The organism is Pedobacter sp. 05T44 (genome assembly GCF_056395985.1).
In genome coordinates this window covers 349,621-367,759 of sequence record NZ_JBFTKO010000002.1, presented here as the reverse complement: position 1 = coordinate 367,759, position 18,139 = coordinate 349,621, and the positions used below count along the sequence as shown (strand labels likewise).

The following is an 18,139-nucleotide window of genomic DNA, read 5'->3' as shown; positions in this document are numbered from 1 at the left end:
CAACATTCTAAAAGGAAATGCATTCCTTTTTTAGATGTTTTTCTTTTCATTTTTATAAAATGTAAATCTGTTTTCATTTGATTACAGCTTGTAAACAGTTATTTAATTATGCAAATATAATACTTTTTTTAAAACAAACAATAAAATCTATAGAAATAGTAGTTTATTACTTAGACACTCCCATTAAAGCCTTAGCTTGATCCCTCCATTAATTACAAAACCGTCAACAGGAGCGTAAATATCCCTGAATACAGGATCCGTAATTGTACCAGTATAAATGGTATCAAACTTGGTTTGTCGGGTATTAGTGAAATTTTCAAAATTCACAAAAATGGAAAAGCGTTCCCATAATTTTTCAGCCATCAATCCTGCTGTCCAGTAGCTTTTACCTGTTGCACCGTCATTTAATCTTTGTTTACTGAAATAATAAGCCTCGGCACCAATTTTCCATTCATCCTCTACTTCGTACATGAGCACATTGTTGAGTCTATGTTTTGAAACCAGTGGATAAGCTGTACTGGTACTGCCAGTATGCTGATTTACATCGGCATAGGTATAGCCAATAAATAATTTGAAATCACTATAGGTGATCTTGGCATTGGTCTCCATCCCTTTAGTATCCAGATTTCCCTTTGGCTGCACATATTCCAAATTGCTCCCTGTAACTGCAGTAAGCAAAATCGGATTGTTGATTCGGGTATAAAAGAACATTTGGTTAATACTGAAGCCTACCTTATCTTCAAATAATGTAGTTCTATAATTGATGTCATAATTGGCACCATAAGAACGCTCTGCCTTGGTGGTGGTCACGTCAATTGGCAATACATTACGGAACTGGATTCTTTCTGCATCTTCTGTAAACACCGTTGGCGCTTTATAACCTAGTCCCCCACCTAAACGGGTCGAGAAATGTTCATTGATCTTCCATAGTCCAGAAATTCTGGGTAAAAAGAAAAATCCATATTCGTTATGGTAATCGCCCCTGACACCCGATTCAATACTAAAGCATTCTGACAAGTTCCAGGTATTTTGCACAAATGCACCAATGGTGTTGTAGTTGTAACTCCTTAGTGCAGCATTGCTGTTCTGGTCTTCTTTGAAGTGATCAGTCAGGAAGTTTACACCCGCTACCCAGTCTACTTTTTCTCCGTTGCGATTATAATTGGCTTCACTGTAAGTAGATACTTGTATGCCCGAAAACAGGTAGTTCGGCAGGCCAATGCTCCGGTCGTAATAACTCACGGAATTACGGACAACGAGTTTTTCCTGATTATTAAGTTTATGATCCAGTTCAAGCTGGGAACTGTAACGTCCGGTTTTATTCTCTTCAAAATAAGAATGGGCTACACTACCATTTCCTTTTACATATTCCAGGTCACCTCCTATCCTTTTTTCAGTCGTGGCATTGATTCCAGCCGAAAGTGTAGTTGCATCATTAAAATAAAAGAACAGTTTCGGATTTAAAGTAAAGCGGTCGAACTTAGGAATAGCGGTTAAACCAATATCCGAAGGATCATAAGCTGTTCCTTTGTTATAGGCTGCATAAACGGTAACACCGATTTTTTCGAACTTTTGGGCATAAAAGCCACTAGCATCTAATCCCAATGCAGATGTTCCATTCAACAGGAAGCTCAACTGGCGTTCTTCGGTTGGCTTTTTCGACACTAAATTAACCAATCCGGCTATCGCTCCACCGCCGTATAACGTTGATGATGAGCCTTTAATTACCTCCACCTGCTGTAGATCAAGCGGTGCGATTTGCAACAAGCCTAATCCACCCGAAAAACCTGAATATAAGGGAAAGCCATCCCTGATGATCTGGGTATATTTTCCATCCAATCCTTGTATACGGATGCTGGAATTACCGCTGGTAGCAGAGGTCTGCTGAGTTTGGATCCCTGTACTTTCAGCGAGCATCATTCGAATGTCTCCAGGTTTCATATTTCCTTTCTCATCAAGTTCTTCACCAGCAATTACCTCAACCCGTGTTGGGATGTTGTCAATTGTACGGCTGCTCCTGGTAGCGGAAACCACTACTTCGTCAAGTTCCTCCTCTTCCGCTGCCGCTTCAAGTAAAACCACTATGTCGGCAGTCTGATCAATCGGAAAAGTAAGGGTATCTGTCTTTGTTTTAAAACCTATGTAACTGAACTGGATGACCTGCGGGCCTACGGGAACATTGCTTAAAGCTACATGCCCATCAAATCCGGATACCGAACTAATAGCAGATCCAAGCAATTTCACACTTGCCCCAGCTAGTGGTTTATTTGTTTTCGCGTCTTTAACAAGCGCTTTATATGTATTTTGAGCATAGGCTGAAACTGTAAACAGCAACACAGCCAAAAGCACAATCAATTTTTTCATGATAAATTTGTAAATAAGATAATTCAATAATACTGGTCGGAAAGACCTCGGACAAGAAACTAGCTTAATTTAGGTGGTTGCCAGATTGGAGTAGATATAAGCGGAAGTTCAACCGGAAGATAAAACATATTGTGCTGCACTGCTTTAAATGGTACCGCGAAAGTAAAGGCAGAAAAACCAGTAAACGTAAAACCGATACAGGTGCCACAAACATAAAACGGCGAACAGTCCTTGCAGCAACTGTCTTCATTTTCCGCACAATGATGATCAACCTCTTTTTGAATGGTTTGATGGATATGGGCCTCATCTTCCGCCAATGCGCAACACGGCACCAATGTTAGTGTTAGCACAATGATCGATAAAAATAAGGCAATTAGCTTCACAGGGTAAAAGTAGAAAATTTCGGATGATATTAATCGTTGGGGTTACAAAAAATGGCGACTGAAATTCAGCCGCCATAATAATAAAACAGAAATAAAAAGATTCTAAATATTAATAGCCCGGGTTTTGGTACATCTTAACCGGATCTAATTTTACTTCATCAAAAGGAATTGGATAGTAACGATCTTTTGTGGTTACATTAGCTAGTTTTGCAATTCCATAAGAAGCCTGAGGTTTGGCTTTTAAATAAGTTACCAACTCAGCAGCAGTGAAATTTCTGATTAAATCAAACCATCTTTGATGCTCAAAAGCAAGTTCAACACGTCTTTCGTGTAAGATAGCCAACTTCATTGTCGGGAATTTTGCAGCATAAACAGGATCTGTTTTAGCAACAGCATAAAGCGGCCTGCCGGCTCTCGCTCTTACCATATCTAAATATTGTGTGGCCAAAGCATCATTTCCCTGAAGGTTAGCCACTTCCGCCAGCATTAAAATCACATCAGCATAACGCATCATTATCCAATCATTACCACCGTAACCATTAACAGATGCTGCAGCACTTGCATCACGAAATTTAGTGATAAACCAATCTTTCACGTTTGCATCGTTAGCATACTTTACCGAAAAATCCTTACGCAAATCTCCGGCTTCGTATTCATCAATCAAATCGAGCTTAACGTTACCACCAATACCTGTAGAAACTTTTAAAGAGTTAATCGTTTCTCCCCTTGCCTGATTGTTTGCCGCGATACTTGAACTGTAATTAAGATCACCTTGTTTATATGAAATCTGGAAGATTAATTCTTTACAAGTTGTTTTTTTAGTTACGTCGAAAACATCAGCATAAGGAATTTCAGATAAATTTCCGAAACCACGCATGTTGAATGCAGCTAACAAGTAAGTATTTGCACTGGCTAAATTTTCTGTTCTATTTGCAGGAAGTGTTGCTGCCATAGTTAAATAAACCTTACCTAAATATGCATTTATAGCTGCTTTTGAAGTTCGGCCAATACCAGCAACAGGTTGAAAGTTTGGCAAGTCGCTATTTAAAGCATCTTTTAAATCGGAAACGATTTGCGCATAAACATCGGCTTCAGGAACACGAAACGTGCTTGCTGCGATTTCATCAGTAGTTAAAAGGTGCTTGGTTACCAAAGGAACCGGCCCCCATTTTCTAACCAACTCAAAATACATAATTGCTCTGATGAATTTAGCTTCGGCACTGTAAATATTTTTGTTTGCGGCAGTAGTGAATGTAACCTTATCAAGGTTAGACAGAATAACGTTACTTCTGGTTATTGATTGATAAAGTGCCAGCCAATGTGCCTTTAAATATGAATTACTTGGCAACAAAGAGAAATCGTTAAACTGGAATGGTTCACCTGCATTACTCTGGTTATCGTTACGACCTGCATCATCAGAACGTTCATCAGTAAATAATCCGCTGTTTTCTCCCATGGTATTACTGCTTCTTAAAGATTGATATGCACCATTAACAGCAAGCAATACATCATTCTCTGTTTTAAAATAATTCTCAACCGTTATTGCGTTCGGATTAGTTTGTTGCAAAAATTCTTTTTTACATGAGCTTAAAGCGATAACGATGCCTAAAGCCGGAATTAAAATATGTTTTTTCATTTTCGTAAATTCTAGAAGGTAAGTTTAACACCAAGATTATATGCTCTTGCCAAAGGATAGTTTCCGTAATCAACACCTGGTGTTAAATTAGATCCTCCGCTGTAATCCACCTCAGGATTATAACCCTTATAGTCTGTAACGGTAAAGGCATTATCCACACTCGCATAAACACGAACATTATTTACCTTAAGCGTATTGGCTAAAGATTTAGGAAAGGTATAACCTAAGGTTATGTTGGTACATCTGAAATAAGAGCCATCTTGAATATAGAATGATGATAAGCGCGTACTATTACTTTGTGTACCTGCACGAGATGCACGATAGTTTAAGCCACTTCCCGGATTAGCTTCATTTCTGTAGCGATTTGCAACTTCTGCATATTGGTTACCTGAACCTTCGAAGTTATACAGGTAATAATCCTGACCATCTAAAACCTGATTACCATATGAACCGTTGAATGAAGCCCTTAAATCAATTGTTTTATAAGAGGTATTTAAAGCAAAACCGTAAGTGAATTTAGGATATGGCGTACCAATAACCGTTTTATCGGCATCGTTAACAATCCCGTTCCCATCAGTATCCTGAAAATACAAATCGCCGATTTTTGCAGGATTGGTCGCAGATGCAGAAGGTGCAACCTTACCAACATTATCTGCAGTTAAACGACCTAAGACCTTGAATCCGTAGAACATACCAACTGGTTGTCCTTGTTGTGTTATGTGTGTTAAATATGAACGTTCTGCACCGTTTGTTAAAATGGTACTTGCACCCCCCATATTTAAAACTTTATTACGATTTACGGCGATATTACCACTTAAACCAAATGTAAAGTCTTCTTTCTGAATAATCCTTCCATCAACCTGCACATCAAAACCTTTATTGCGGATTTTACTGTCGGCAAGGTTCGTTAAGATTGATGAAGTACCCGAAATTGCAGAAATCGATTGGTTAAACAATAAGTTATATGAGTAACTCAAATAATAGTTTGCGATAACAGATACACGATTTCTGAATAAACTGATATCAGTGCCAAAGTTATATTGAGAGGTGGATTCCCAACCTAGGTGACCATCTTGAATAGAACTAGGCCAGATTGCTGTTGAAATTGTATTTCCGAAAACTACACCACCTGGTGAATTCATTTCCTGTTGTGTTCTGTAGTTAGGAATGTTATTGTTGCCACTTAAACCCCAGCTCGCTCTGATCTTAACAATTGATTGCTCACCAAGAAAGTTATTGTAAAAATCTTCTTCTGACAAGCTCCATCCTGCTGCAACAGAAGGGAAATTACCATATTTATTTAAAGGGCCGAATCTTGAAGAACCATCGCGACGGAATGAACCTGTCAGAAAATATTTTCCTGCATAATTATAGTTGAAACGACCAAAATAGGAAAGTAAGGTATTGGTAGATTTGGCTGCATTATCTAAGGCAAAGAAACTTGCATCAGCGCCTTTATCTGTAATCTCGCCAATGTTATCATTTTGGAATCCCTTTGCTGAAACGCGGATCAGATCGCTGGTTGTTTTTTGAGCCGAGTAGCCTGCTAAAACATCAATTTTATGTTTACCAAAAGTTTTGTTGTAGTTTAAAGTAAACTCAGCCAGCTGGTCTATTTGTTTTAAGTTTTGTGCAATTGCTGTTGCTGCCGCCAAGGATGCTGTAGAATAAGGTGGGTTATTTCCATTGCTTAAACTTGTAGGCAAATAAAAATCATATTTCTCACTATAAGTCTGCATGCCCAAATTGGCTTTAAAGCTTAGGCCCTCAATTATTTTATAGGAAGCATTTGCATTGTAAGTGCTTCTATCACCATTTCTTGCCACTTTAACTTGGTTAACAGTTGCTAAAGGGTTTTCGGGATTTTGGATACCATAAACGGATGCTAATGAAGCCATACCAAACTGTATAGGGTTACCGTTGTCGTCTTTTGCCGGAAGGAAAGGCAAATATAATAAAGCCGACATCATTGGGCTTAAATCATAGCGACCTTCGCGAACTTCACGATTTTTGTTTTGGGTGTAAGACATATTTGCACCAACATGCAAACGTTCACTTACGTTCCCATCTATATTTGCCCTGAAATTGATTACCTTCTGGTTGGTGTTGGTTACAATACCATCATTGTCCTGATAACCACCACTCAGGAAATATTTGATGTCTTTATTCCCCCCTGAAAAAGAAAGATTATGACGTTGAAAAGCCGCATTTCTGTATAGTTCATCCTGCCAATCAGTATTGTATTTTGCAGGAATTGGCTGCTGGGTTGAGAAATTATATAAATCGGTAGGAATACTAACACTACTTCCATTACCTACATTGGCAATACGGGTTGCATTGTTATCACCAAACATGGAATCGTTCCAGGTTTTACCTGCATTTACCCATAGATCTTTGTAAGCATTATTTCTACCATCAATAAGGAGTTGAATAAATTGATTGGCATCTAATAAATCAATCTTTTTTGCCAGTTGGGAAACGCCTCCCTGAACATCATATTCAAAACGTCCTTTTCCATCCTGCCCCCTTTTGGTTGTTATTAAAACGACACCACCCGATGCTCTGGAACCATAAATAGCAGCTGAGGCCGCATCCTTCAAGATATCTATACTTTCGATATCCTCAGGATTTATGGAAACGTTATTCCCGGCAGGATACCCATCGATTACATATAAAGGATCTGAACTTGCATTGATTGAACCAATACCTCTTACTCTTATTTTTGTACCTGAATAAGGTGCACCACTTGTTTGAGATACCTGTACACCGGCAACTTTACCTACAAGGGCCTGCCCAACGGTTGCTGAAGTTAAGTTAAGCTCACTAGCTTTAACACTGCTAATAGCCCCTGTTACATCAGACTTTCTGATCTTTTGGTAACCAATCGCTACTACCTCATCCAGTATGTTAGTGCTTTCCTTTAATGAAATATTTAAGGTTCTTGCCCCATTTACCTGCACTTCCTGTGATTCGTAACCGATGAATGAAAAAACTAAAGTTGATCCTTCCTCAAGCGAAATCGAATATTTACCATTAACATCTGTAGAAGTAGATTTTTTGGTCTTTTTATCATAAACGCCTACACCTGGAAGTGGCAGTTGGTTATTATCGGTTACAATACCGCTTATGGTGAAAGTTGCTTTATTTTTGAGAACAGATGTATGAATACTATATCTGTTCGAAGCCATTATTGGCGAATTGAAAATTGCGAGTATTCCTACCGGAAAAAGCAATTTTCTACAAGTGTTTTTAATACCTGCATTGAAAAAAAATGATGTCATCTTTAGTTTTAGTAATAATTTTGAATAATTCCTGGTTTGAATGTTTAAAGAGCATGTAGAATCAGATTCACATAGGCAAATAACTTTAGTTTAAATAACAAGTTTATTTGAGTGCTTTAATTCAGTCAAAAGTATGTGTGTATTTTTAACACTATGTATCCCCAGTATTAAGTCTATGAGAAGGTTTTTAGGTAAAAACCTAAAAAATTATCATTAGAATCAGATTCCATTAAAATCAGCCCAACAGAATTAATACAGCCATAATGTTATATTAATGGCACTTATTTAGCTTGCGGAAATTTATTTCATGAGAATACTCGTTACCACTTTGCTATTTTGGTTATTTATATTTCAGACAAAAGCACAGCAAAATTCTGCAGATCAATCTTATCAGCTGATTATCGGAAAAAGTCAGTTATATAATCCTTATATTCAGTACAAAAGTTATTATTTGCTTACACTCATACAGGAGCTTCCTGATTTGAGAAAAGCAATAGCCGAAGATCAGGTGTTTCAGAAGCTGTTAAAGGACAAAAGCAATAATGCAGCTACTGCATTAAAAACCTGCGCACAAAATATTAGCTGTTATGCTGATGCAATGAAGTTTAGCGAGGCAGAAATTTTATTGGTTAACGAAAGACTTAGTACTTTATATAAAGAGGAAAATGTATTTGGTGAGGTTGCTAAAAACCATCTGTTACCATCAGGCTGCTACGGCTTGTTTCAGGATTTACCTGGCCAACAATTACTTATAAAAGCATGGGAACAGGACGCTAAAGCTCTTAATTATGCTATTGAGGTATATATTGAAGGTAAAAAACCTAATTATCCCAAAATAGATTCTATTGCTTTCAGCTCAAAGGATAAGGAATTTCCTACGTTCATTTCTTCAAATGTATCGCTCAATACAGGGCCTGATAAAAAGCTCTTTTTTGAGCCTTCAATGAATTTCGCATTAGGTGCACTTAAATTGAACAACCGTTTAGAAGCAGCGGATTATGAACCCATGAACACTGGTGTTAACCAATCTGCAATCGCAAAAATCAAAAAAACGAATTTCAAAAATTACAAATACAGCGTAATCTTAGTTCCAGGAGCCGGACCAGAAGATAGAGATACTGAGTTAAGTGCGGGTGGTATGATACGTTGTAGAATTGCAGCAATTCAGTATCATAAAGGCGTGGCGCCGTTTATAGTGGTATCAGGCGGAAGGGTTCATCCTTATAAAACCAAATATAGTGAGGCTTATGAGATGAAGAAATTCTTGGTAAGTACTTTACATATTCCTGAGAATTCAATTATTATGGAACCTCATGCCCGACATACCACAACCAATCTTCGTAATTGTATTCGTTTGATGTTTCGTTATGGGATGCCGATGGAAAAATTGGGATTGATTAGCACAATCAAATCAACTATTCCTTACATCTCGGGAATACTTTCTGACCGCTGTAAAAAAGAATTGGGTTATTATCCATATAAAATAGGACAAACGCTGAGCGATACGGAAGTTGAATTTTATCCGAACAGCATGTCTTTACAGATTGATTTTGACGAACCCTTAGATCCTTAGCTAATGAAACTTCTTAGTGCGACATTGATTACTGGATTGGTTATCTCTGTATTTAGTTATAAACCACTTTCGGGCACCATTACAAAATCTTTTACACTAGATTCCCTAGGAGCCTGTCAGGGAATATCCAATCAGGACGGAAAGTATTTTCTATACGGCGATCGCGAGATTGGCGTAATGCGGCAATATCATTTAAAAAATGATTCATTGATATACCGGCCTGAGGAGTATCATTTTACCATTAAAGGCGAAAATATAATTAAACATCCTACAGGTATTGCCTTTAGAAAAGGTATGCCAACTTTTATCGGAAACTCTGTACGTCAAAATGCTGAGGGAACTCTATGGAAAGCAATGATATATTCAATTGATTGGTCAAGGTTTCTAAAAAGCAAAACCTTAGACGGTAATTTATTGAAAACAATAGAGGATGATGCCTGTATACAAGGAACCAGACCAGAATACGTAGAGCATAAAGGAAAATGGTTTATGGCTACAGCTGATTACGGAAATAAGGCAAACGAAGTGCGCCTTTATGATGCTATTAAGCTTTCCAAAGCTGACAAAACAAGTGAAAAAGGATTATTGTATCATAAATTCACATGCTCTCCCTGGGTACAAAATCTTCATTTTATAGAAAGTAAAGGCATGCTGGTTCTTATTCAAAATCAAATTGAAGGTCGCAAATGGAGGTTAACTTTTGTAGACTTAAACAAATCGATCGTGAGCGGTCATGAAGAAGTTATTAAAGTTATCGATACAGATAAAACTGATGAACTTGAAGGATTCACTTTAACCGACGATCAGAACAAAGGAATTGCAGTTAGCTCTTCCAGGAAAAATAACATCAGCTTAATGGATATTAATTGGAGCAAAAGTTAAAGACACACAACTATTTAAGAGTTTAACACCCGATTTCTCAAGTCATTAGAAGGCAGCTCAAAAAGCGAAAAAGTGCCCTCACTTCTCTGATTTTACATTTTTCTGACCAATAAACAAAAAGACTACCAAATTAGTCGTATTTTTATTTATCTTTGCAGCCAATTAATTTATTATTCAACCCAATTGATGAAAGACATGCAAATATTTGTACGCTACCTACATTCTATTCCTATTTAACTTGTTAAGCTGATCCTGTTAATACAGTTTGGCTGACACATCTAATTCAATTTAAATTTTAACCATTCATAAGATATGCCATAAATGGCTATGGAATTCTTATGTCCAAAAACTCCCATTTATTCAAATGAAAACAAAATTAACTATTCTATGTTTTTTGTTCTTCTTTCAATTCGTAAACGCGCAGCAGGACTATAAAGTGACCGGCCGTGTTGTTGAAAAAGGAACCAACCTTCCCCTACCCGGAGTAAATGTACTCATCAAAGGCTCTAAGGCAGGAACAAGTACCGATCAGTCAGGAAATTTCAGCATTACGCTAAACAAAGAACAGGAAGTACTCAGCTTCTCCTTTCTGGGTTTTACCAGTCAGGAAGTTGTTGCAAAGGCCGGAAGCACCGTTAACATCATTTTAGGTGATGTAACCAATAGCCTCGATGAGGTAGTTGTAGTGGCCTATGGTACTTCTAAAAAAAGAGATATCACCGGAGCTGTTTCACAGATCAATGCCGATCAGCTCCAAAACAGACAGGTATCTAACATCACCAAAGCACTTCAGGGTCTTGCTCCCGGAATACAGGCGGTATCCTCGAGCGGACAGCCCGGTACGTCTGCAACCTTGCGTATCCGTGGTGTTGGATCGATCAATGCATCTGCTGCTCCATTATATGTGGTAGATGGCAATCCGTTTTCGGGTGATCTCAGCTCAATCAATTCCAGCGATATTGAATCTGTAAGTATCCTTAAAGATGCTGCTTCAAGTGCATTGTATGGTTCAAGAGGTGCAAACGGAGTGATCATTATTACCACTAAAGCAGGAAAACGCAACGACCAGACAGAGATCACAGCTAATTTTAGTCAGGGTGTTTCAAAGCGGGCCGTAAAGGATTATGAACAGGTAACAACTGATGAATATTTCCAAAACTACTGGCTTGCTGTTAAAAACAAACAAAAAGCCTCTAACCCAACTTATACGGATTTGCAGGCTGGTCAGGCTGCAAGCGAGCAGATCATTACCGATCTGGGTATCAACCCTTATGGCTCAAAATACCCACTTCCTGTAGGACCAGATGGGAAGCTTGTTGCAGGAGCAACACCATTATGGGATGATAATTGGGGTGATGCAATGGAACAAACCGCAATACGTACCCAAGCCGATCTTAGCTTTAGTGGTGGTAACGAAAAAAGCCAATACTTTATTTCTGGCGGATACCTTAATGATAAGGGTATTGCATTGGGTTCCGGGTACAAAAGATATAGCGCAAGGGTTAATTTAACTACCAAAGCAAAAAAATGGTTAACTGCCGGACTGAACATTTCAGCAGCAAATACCCTTCAGGATTATCCTATTTCTGAAGATAGTAATACAGGAAACGTAGTAAACTATTCGCGTTTGGTGCCAAGCTTCTATCCTGTTTATGAACGAAATCCTGATGGCTCTTACAAAACTGATGCAAATGGCAACAGAGTTTATGATTTTGGCGCTTATCGCCCAAGTTCAGCCATTCCAAGAAGCAACCTCGCGGCAACTGTTGACCTGGATAAATCTGAAATCTTAAAAGACAATGTTTCGGCACGTACCTTCCTTGAAGCTACCATAATCCCCGAATTAAAATTCAAAACTACTTACAGCGCTGATTTTGCAAACATTAACAATCATAATTATACGAATCCGGTACTTGGCGATGGAGCTGAAACCAAAGGTTCGGTAAGTAAAAGCAACAGCAGAACTTATTCATGGACATGGAACAACATCTTAACTTACGAAAAGACCTTTAACGAAGACCATCATTTAAATTTACTTGCAGGTCAGGAGATTTACAAATACAATTACAGGATCATTTCTGGTAGCAGGGAACGCTTTGTACTCCCTGGCTTATATGAACCAGACGCTGCTTCACAATTAAACGATTTTGGCGGGTCGGCATTGGACTATACCTTACTAAGTTTTCTTGGACGCGCAGAGTATGATTATAAAAAGAAATACCTGCTTTCTGCATCACTAAGAACAGACGGATCTTCAAGATTTGCTCCGGCAACACGCTGGGGAACATTCTGGTCGCTAGGTGCTTCATGGAAACTATCTGAAGAAGACTTCCTAAAAGACAATTCCTGGTTAAGTACACTAACGCTTAGAACCAGTTATGGTGCTCAGGGAAATGATAATATTGGTACTTATTATGCTTACGAAGGCTTGTACACCATCCAAAATAACCTTGGTGAAAATGGTTTGGTAACTTCAAGACTTCCAACACCAGATCTTAAATGGGAAACCAACTTAAACTTTAATCTGGGTCTTGATTTCGGAATTCTGAACGACAGAATCAGCGGTACCGTGGAGTATTTCGATAGAAGATCGAGAGATTTGCTGTTTAGCAGACCAAAGGCTCCGTCGACCGGTTTTGGTTCAATTGACGCCAACATCGGTGCTTTAAAAAACACCGGTATAGAGGTTCAGATCAATGCAACCCCTATTCGTACTGCAGATTTTAGATGGAACATTAGCCTGAACGCTACACATTACAAAAACGAAATTACTGCTTTGCCTCAGGAAGATATCAAAACTACTACAAAGATCATGCGTAAAGGTGGTTCTGTGTACGATTTTTTCCTGAAAGAATGGGCCGGAGTGGATCCGGAAACCGGAAATCCATTATGGTATAAACAAGATGCTAATGGGAACAAAGTAACCACTAATATCTATGCTGATGCGATACAATATGTTCAGGACAGTGCGCTTCCAGATCTTACTGGCGGTATAAGCAATACATTCAGTTACAAGGAGTTTGAATTATCGGCATTGTTTGCCTACAGCATCGGTGGTAAAATTTTAGACAATGATTATTTATCATTAATGCACAATGGCAGCAGCACCGGGCGTACCTGGTCTAAAGAAATATTAAACCATTGGACCCCGGCAAACAAATATACGAATGTACCAAGATTAACAACCGATAACCTTGGATGGACTCAGGCTTCTACCCGTTTTCTTTACAGTGCAACTTATGCTCGTTTAAAGAACTTAACTCTAGGGTACAGTTTGCCTAAAACTCTGGCCAGTAAATGGGGCTTAAACAACCTTAAACTAACCTTAACCGGCGAAAACCTATTTACTTTTTACGGACATGATGGTATGGATCCGGAACAAACTGTTGATGGTACTACTTATTACCGTTATCCGGCTATGCGTACTTTTTCTGCCGGACTTAGCCTTACTTTCTAATGCATCTATTAAAAATTACAAAAATGAAAATTAAACAGATCACCTATATAATTGGGATATCCGCTTTGCCCTTTCTTGGATGCAAAAAGGAGCTTACCACTACACCGACTACCTCCGTTCCCGAATCATTGATCTATGGGACAGCAGATAACATTGAAACCGTGCTGAATGGAACCTGGTCGTACATGAACGACACCTATTTTACTTATGCAAATCCTGGTTACTCTTCTATCTTAAGAACCAGTGATGTAATGGGAGACGATATTGCCATCATTACCAACAAATACGGATATCGCGATGCATATGAATATACATTGGCTAATAATCAAACCAGACTGGGTGCTTTCTGGACCATTCTTTATCGTGTGATAAATAACACCAATAATATCATCAGTAAAATTGACGCCTCAACCGGAACGGCAGAGAAAAAAGCGCAGATTAAAGGTCAGGCTTATGCATTAAGAGCCAATAGTTATTTGAATCTGGTTACGTACTACCAGTTCAATTACCAGGTAAATCCCCAAGCCAAAGCGGTTCCTGTTTATACGGAACCTACCGGTCCGACAACTGAAGGTAAATCAAAATCGACTGTTGAGCAGGTTTATCAGCTGATCATCTCAGACCTTACTGAGGCAGAAAAACTACTTCCAGCTTATCAGCGTCCGAGCACTACCAAGTACAAGATCAACATTGATGTAGTAAATGGCTTGCTGGCAAGAACTTACCTGAACATGGGTAAATGGGACTTAGCTGCACAACATGCACTTGAAGCAAAAAAGAACTATCCATACATGTCTGAAGCCGATTACAGCAATGGGTTTAACGACCTTAAGAACAGCGAATGGATTTGGGGACATGGTCAGCAACCGGATCAAAGTACAGCTAGTTATAGCTTCCATTTTCTGGACACCAGCAGTCCTTCGGCCTATTATTATAGCTTTATGGCCGATCCTAACTTTCAAAAGTTATTTGATAGTCATGACATCAGAACAAAACTATTCTTATGGGACGGTCTGCCAAGTAGAGAAGGTTATTTACGCTACCAGAAGTTTAAGTTCAGGGCTGATCAGACAGGCGATATCGTATTCATGCGTGCATCAGAAATGACTTTGATTGCTGCAGAGGGCTATGCTAGAAATTCAGACTTACCAAAAGCAGTTGAGCAGCTGAACTCGCTTCGTGCCGCCAGAAAAGCAGATCCGTTTACACTTGGATCGCAAACCAAGGATCAGGTAATTGCTGAGATTCTTATAGAAAGAAGAAAAGAATTATGGGGTGAAGGGTTTGCACTGTCTGATATTTTAAGAACTCAGACTGCTGTAGTGAGGAATCCAGCGCTTGGTACAGATGGTAAGCCACTTCAAGTTACTGTGATTACTCCTGATGGAAGTAGCAAGGTTGTTTCTGCAAAGCAGCATACAACTTTAAAATTCCCTGATGGTTCGGCCTTTAAACCCAACAGCAGTTACTACCTGTTCTCTGTACCGCAAACTGAATTGAACAACAACCCGAATATCAACAAATAATGGTATTTGACTAATAAACTTAACGGCGCTATATATAAAACCGGGTCTGAAAATGACCCGGTTTTATATTTTAAATGATTTCACTAGTTGGTAGCCCCGCCATTTACCAACAAATGCTGGCCATTAACAAATGACGAAAGGTCACTGGCAAAGAATTCAGCTGCATTGGCAACGTCTTCTACCTCTGCAAGTCTACCCATCGGACAGCTGTCCAGCAACTGTTTCCTTAATTCAGGATAGCTATCTGGCTCGGCAAAAATACCCGAATGATCTACTGCGAATGGAATGATGGTATTTACAGTTACTCCTCTATGGCCAATCTCTTTAGATAAAACATCAATCATATACCTTGGTGTAGTTTTACTCCCACCATACACAGCCATGCCCTGAACCGGAAAGGCTGTAGTACTGGAAGCAATGTAAATGATACGCCCTTTGTCTTCTACGTTTCTTGCAGCCTGTTGCATTGTAAAATATGCTCCTTTAGTGTTGATGGCAAATAACCTGTCAAACTGTTCCTCTGTAAAATCTACAACAGGTGTTTCTACCAGTTCGATTCCGGCATTGGCTACTACGATATCGATTTTCCCAAATTCTTTTTTTGCAGTTTCAAACAGACGTTCCAGATCAGCCACTTTGCTTACGTCTGCCTGTACCGCAATTACCCTTACCCCCATTGCCTTGATATTACTTAGCACTTCATCAGCTGATGCTTTATCTCTTGAATAATTGATCACCACGTCTGCGCCTAAGGCAGCGTAACGTTCGGCAATAGCTTTACCTAAACCTCTTGCTGATCCTGTGATTAATGCCACTTTATTTTTTAAACTGTTCATGATATTTTGATTAAATAATACTGATTGGATTAAGCCATGCCGCCGTTAACGCCAATATTCTGTGCAGTAATCCATTTTGCCTCATCCCCCGCAAGGAATGTCACCACCTGTGCAATATCCTCAGGCTCACCAATTCGGTTAAAAGCAGAAAGAGATGCCAGGCGGTCTATAACTTCCTGAGGTTTACCTTTAGTAAATAATTCAGTATTGGTTGGTCCCGGCGAAATTGAGTTTACATTGATACCTCTGCCACCAACCTCTTTAGAAAATACACGGGTTAATTGTTCTACGGCTGCTTTTGTAGCCACATAAGTACTATAAGTAGGCAACATGATACGGTTCACAGAAGTTGAAAAATTAATGATGCTTCCGTTGTCCGATAATCGGGTAGCTGCTTCACGCATCGTATTAAAAGTTCCCTTAACGTTAATATCAAATTGAAGTGCAAAATCTTCGTCAGTAGTATCTTTAAGTAATTTATTGATCATGATACCTGCGTTATTCACCAAAACATCAATCCGGCCATAATGATCAATTGCGGTGTCAAACATAGCTTTAACAGCAGCGGCATTACTTACGTCTGCCTGAATGGCAATGGCATCACCACCTTGTTGTATAATGTCGTTTACGGTTTGTTCTGCCGCAGCTCTACCACCTGCATAGTTTACAATTACTTTTGCACCTGCTGATGCTAATTTATGAGCGATACTTGCGCCTATGCCTCTTGAGGCACCTGTAATCAGAATTACTTTTTCTTTTAGAGTTTTCATGTTTTCTTTATCTTATTTTGATAACTCAAAGGTCAGATAAAGAACAACTGCAAAAAGGACGGATATTAAAGGATTAAGTATAAAAATCTAAGATTAGCTTTGCAGCTTTCTGTAAGCTATCGGAGTAAGCTCTGTATACTTCTTAAAGTAATTACTAAAATGGGTAGCCTCTGAAAACCCAAGTGTAAAAGAAATTTCTTTGATGGAAGCTTCTGAGTTATGCAATAGCGACTTTGCCTTTGCAACTGTTTTTTCAGCAATCCACGTGCTAACAGGTTTACCTGTTTTTGTTTTGATTACGCTACTTAGGTAATTCGGATGTAAATGCTGCAAATCTGCGTAGTCCTGAACCCGTAATAAAATATTTTCCTGACCAAAAACGATAGCCCGATAGTGATCTTCAAGGTTCTTTTTAAATACTTTAACAATGAAGGAACTCCTATTCCCCTCATATATAGGATTATAATTTTGCCAGAAGTATTCTTTTATTTTTAATAGCAGAACCACAAACAAGCTTCCAATAATTCTATTCTTATAGATAGAATTGCCTAAATGCTCTTTATGGATCTGGTGATAGAGCTTTTCTATTTCATCAAACTGTTCAGGTGGCATCAACCTTGGCTGAACTGTTTCTGTAAGCAAAAAAGAAAAGTCCTGATAAACATCCTGATGAACATGTTCTTGCAGATAAGATTCATTAAATGTGATCAGATAGGCCTCTGTAATTTCAGACCATTCAAAGCTTCTGTAATTTCCCGGATTAGTGAAATAGATTGTACCGGGGGTAATATCAAATGTCATCTCATCTATGATATACTTTCCGTATGCATTTTTAACGAAAACAAAGCTGAAATAATCTGGTCGGTAAGCAATCGATTTAAAAGGAAGATTCTTAAATGTTTCTCTTAAGGAATGTACAGTAAACCCCGACTCGGCACTTACCAAGTCTACAGGCAAGCCCATCATCTCGTACAGATCAGCCAGGTTTTTCGATACTGATTCCTTCGGGTTCATGAGAAGTCGTTTTTTAATGTTTTTTATACTTATCAATATCCTGTTTAGTTGCAGGATAGATTTCCGCTACCTCACTTCTATTGTCCTGGAATACTTTCACTTTTACAGGAACATCAGATTTATTAGCCTGGCGGATCATCTTCAGTTTTTGTTCACTCCCCTTAAGTCCAAGGTCAATAATAAAAAAACTGGCATAAGGATAAAGAGCCAGTTTTGCTGTATCATTTTTGATCTCCCTGATTTCTGGAAAAACAGTTCCAAGTTCGCTCGTTGGAGCATCTTTGACCTTTTTGTTTTGATCTGGATTATTCTGTTTCCTACAAGCAGCTGGAATAAGCATTATTGCAATGCTAAAAGAATAAATAATGGAGGAGGTTTTGAAGATTGAAAGCATATAATCAATTAATGGTCAACCAA

General features: G+C 38.7%; 12 protein-coding genes. 4 read left to right on the top strand and 8 right to left on the bottom strand.

All coding sequences use genetic code 11. The annotated features are described in order from the left end of the window. Window positions 1–183: 183 nt before the first annotated feature. The 4 genes from AC1DDK_RS06140 to AC1DDK_RS06125 form a co-directional block, all read right to left on the bottom strand. Window positions 184–2,364 carry a TonB-dependent receptor gene (locus AC1DDK_RS06140; RefSeq protein ID WP_288879186.1) on the bottom strand — a complete coding sequence of 727 codons (2,181 nt, stop codon included), beginning with the start codon at window positions 2,362–2,364 and terminating at the stop codon, window positions 184–186. Window positions 2,365–2,423: 59 nt separating this feature from the next. Next, a complete protein-coding gene (locus AC1DDK_RS06135; protein ID WP_288879185.1) occupies window positions 2,424–2,714 on the bottom strand; it encodes a hypothetical protein in 291 nt (96 codons plus the stop codon). Between the two features lie 142 nt (window positions 2,715–2,856). Further along, entirely contained in the window at window positions 2,857–4,383 is a 1,527-nt protein-coding gene (locus AC1DDK_RS06130) for a RagB/SusD family nutrient uptake outer membrane protein (RefSeq protein WP_288879184.1), read from the bottom strand. A gap of 11 nt (window positions 4,384–4,394) precedes the next feature. Further along, window positions 4,395–7,664: a SusC/RagA family TonB-linked outer membrane protein gene (locus tag AC1DDK_RS06125; protein ID WP_337716803.1), complete on the bottom strand. Its 3,270-nt coding sequence runs from the start codon at window positions 7,662–7,664 to the stop codon at window positions 4,395–4,397. Between the two features lie 307 nt (window positions 7,665–7,971). Between AC1DDK_RS06125 and AC1DDK_RS06120 the strand changes: the two genes are divergently transcribed. The 4 genes from AC1DDK_RS06120 (at window position 7,972) to AC1DDK_RS06105 (ending at window position 15,102) form a co-directional block, all read left to right on the top strand. After that, window positions 7,972–9,237: a YdcF family protein gene (locus tag AC1DDK_RS06120; RefSeq protein WP_337716801.1), complete on the top strand. Its 1,266-nt coding sequence runs from the start codon at window positions 7,972–7,974 to the stop codon at window positions 9,235–9,237. A 3-nt stretch (window positions 9,238–9,240) separates the two neighbouring features. Then, complete coding sequence (locus tag AC1DDK_RS06115) at window positions 9,241–10,119, top strand: hypothetical protein (protein ID WP_288879181.1); 879 nt, start codon at window positions 9,241–9,243, stop codon at window positions 10,117–10,119. A gap of 364 nt (window positions 10,120–10,483) precedes the next feature. Next, window positions 10,484–13,576, top strand: coding sequence for a SusC/RagA family TonB-linked outer membrane protein (locus AC1DDK_RS06110; RefSeq protein WP_288879180.1), 3,093 nt, complete (start codon window positions 10,484–10,486; stop codon window positions 13,574–13,576). A gap of 23 nt (window positions 13,577–13,599) precedes the next feature. After that, window positions 13,600–15,102, top strand: coding sequence for a RagB/SusD family nutrient uptake outer membrane protein (locus AC1DDK_RS06105; RefSeq protein ID WP_288879179.1), 1,503 nt, complete (start codon window positions 13,600–13,602; stop codon window positions 15,100–15,102). 83 nt (window positions 15,103–15,185) lie between these two features. Here the strand turns inward: AC1DDK_RS06105 and AC1DDK_RS06100 are convergent, their stop codons facing one another. From AC1DDK_RS06100 to AC1DDK_RS06085, 4 genes are all read right to left on the bottom strand, one after another. Beyond that, window positions 15,186–15,938: an SDR family oxidoreductase gene (locus tag AC1DDK_RS06100; protein WP_172660123.1), complete on the bottom strand. Its 753-nt coding sequence runs from the start codon at window positions 15,936–15,938 to the stop codon at window positions 15,186–15,188. 29 nt (window positions 15,939–15,967) lie between these two features. Then, window positions 15,968–16,708 (bottom strand): SDR family oxidoreductase, encoded by a 741-nt coding sequence (locus AC1DDK_RS06095; protein WP_337716799.1) that lies wholly within the window; start codon window positions 16,706–16,708, stop codon window positions 15,968–15,970. A gap of 93 nt (window positions 16,709–16,801) precedes the next feature. Beyond that, entirely contained in the window at window positions 16,802–17,722 is a 921-nt protein-coding gene (locus AC1DDK_RS06090; RefSeq protein ID WP_288879177.1) for a helix-turn-helix domain-containing protein, read from the bottom strand. Between the two features lie 13 nt (window positions 17,723–17,735). After that, on the bottom strand, window positions 17,736–18,116 hold the full coding sequence (locus AC1DDK_RS06085; RefSeq protein ID WP_288879176.1) for a hypothetical protein: 381 nt from the start codon (window positions 18,114–18,116) through the stop codon (window positions 17,736–17,738). Between the last annotated feature and the right edge of the window lie 23 nt (window positions 18,117–18,139).

What these genes read in the sequence shown, in the direction of transcription:
- AC1DDK_RS06140 (WP_288879186.1), bottom strand. Translation starts at nt 2,364, where the DNA reads ATGAAAAAATTGATTGTGCTTTTGGCTGTGTTGCTGTTTACAGTTTCA.
- AC1DDK_RS06130 (WP_288879184.1), bottom strand. Translation starts at nt 4,383, where the DNA reads ATGAAAAAACATATTTTAATTCCGGCTTTAGGCATCGTTATCGCTTTA.
- AC1DDK_RS06125 (WP_337716803.1), bottom strand. Translation starts at nt 7,664, where the DNA reads ATGACATCATTTTTTTTCAATGCAGGTATTAAAAACACTTGTAGAAAA.
- AC1DDK_RS06120 (WP_337716801.1), top strand. Translation starts at nt 7,972, where the DNA reads ATGAGAATACTCGTTACCACTTTGCTATTTTGGTTATTTATATTTCAG.
- AC1DDK_RS06115 (WP_288879181.1), top strand. Translation starts at nt 9,241, where the DNA reads ATGAAACTTCTTAGTGCGACATTGATTACTGGATTGGTTATCTCTGTA.
- AC1DDK_RS06110 (WP_288879180.1), top strand. Translation starts at nt 10,484, where the DNA reads ATGAAAACAAAATTAACTATTCTATGTTTTTTGTTCTTCTTTCAATTC.
- AC1DDK_RS06105 (WP_288879179.1), top strand. Translation starts at nt 13,600, where the DNA reads ATGAAAATTAAACAGATCACCTATATAATTGGGATATCCGCTTTGCCC.
- AC1DDK_RS06100 (WP_172660123.1), bottom strand. Translation starts at nt 15,938, where the DNA reads ATGAACAGTTTAAAAAATAAAGTGGCATTAATCACAGGATCAGCAAGA.
- AC1DDK_RS06095 (WP_337716799.1), bottom strand. Translation starts at nt 16,708, where the DNA reads ATGAAAACTCTAAAAGAAAAAGTAATTCTGATTACAGGTGCCTCAAGA.
- AC1DDK_RS06090 (WP_288879177.1), bottom strand. Translation starts at nt 17,722, where the DNA reads ATGAACCCGAAGGAATCAGTATCGAAAAACCTGGCTGATCTGTACGAG.
- AC1DDK_RS06085 (WP_288879176.1), bottom strand. Translation starts at nt 18,116, where the DNA reads ATGCTTTCAATCTTCAAAACCTCCTCCATTATTTATTCTTTTAGCATT.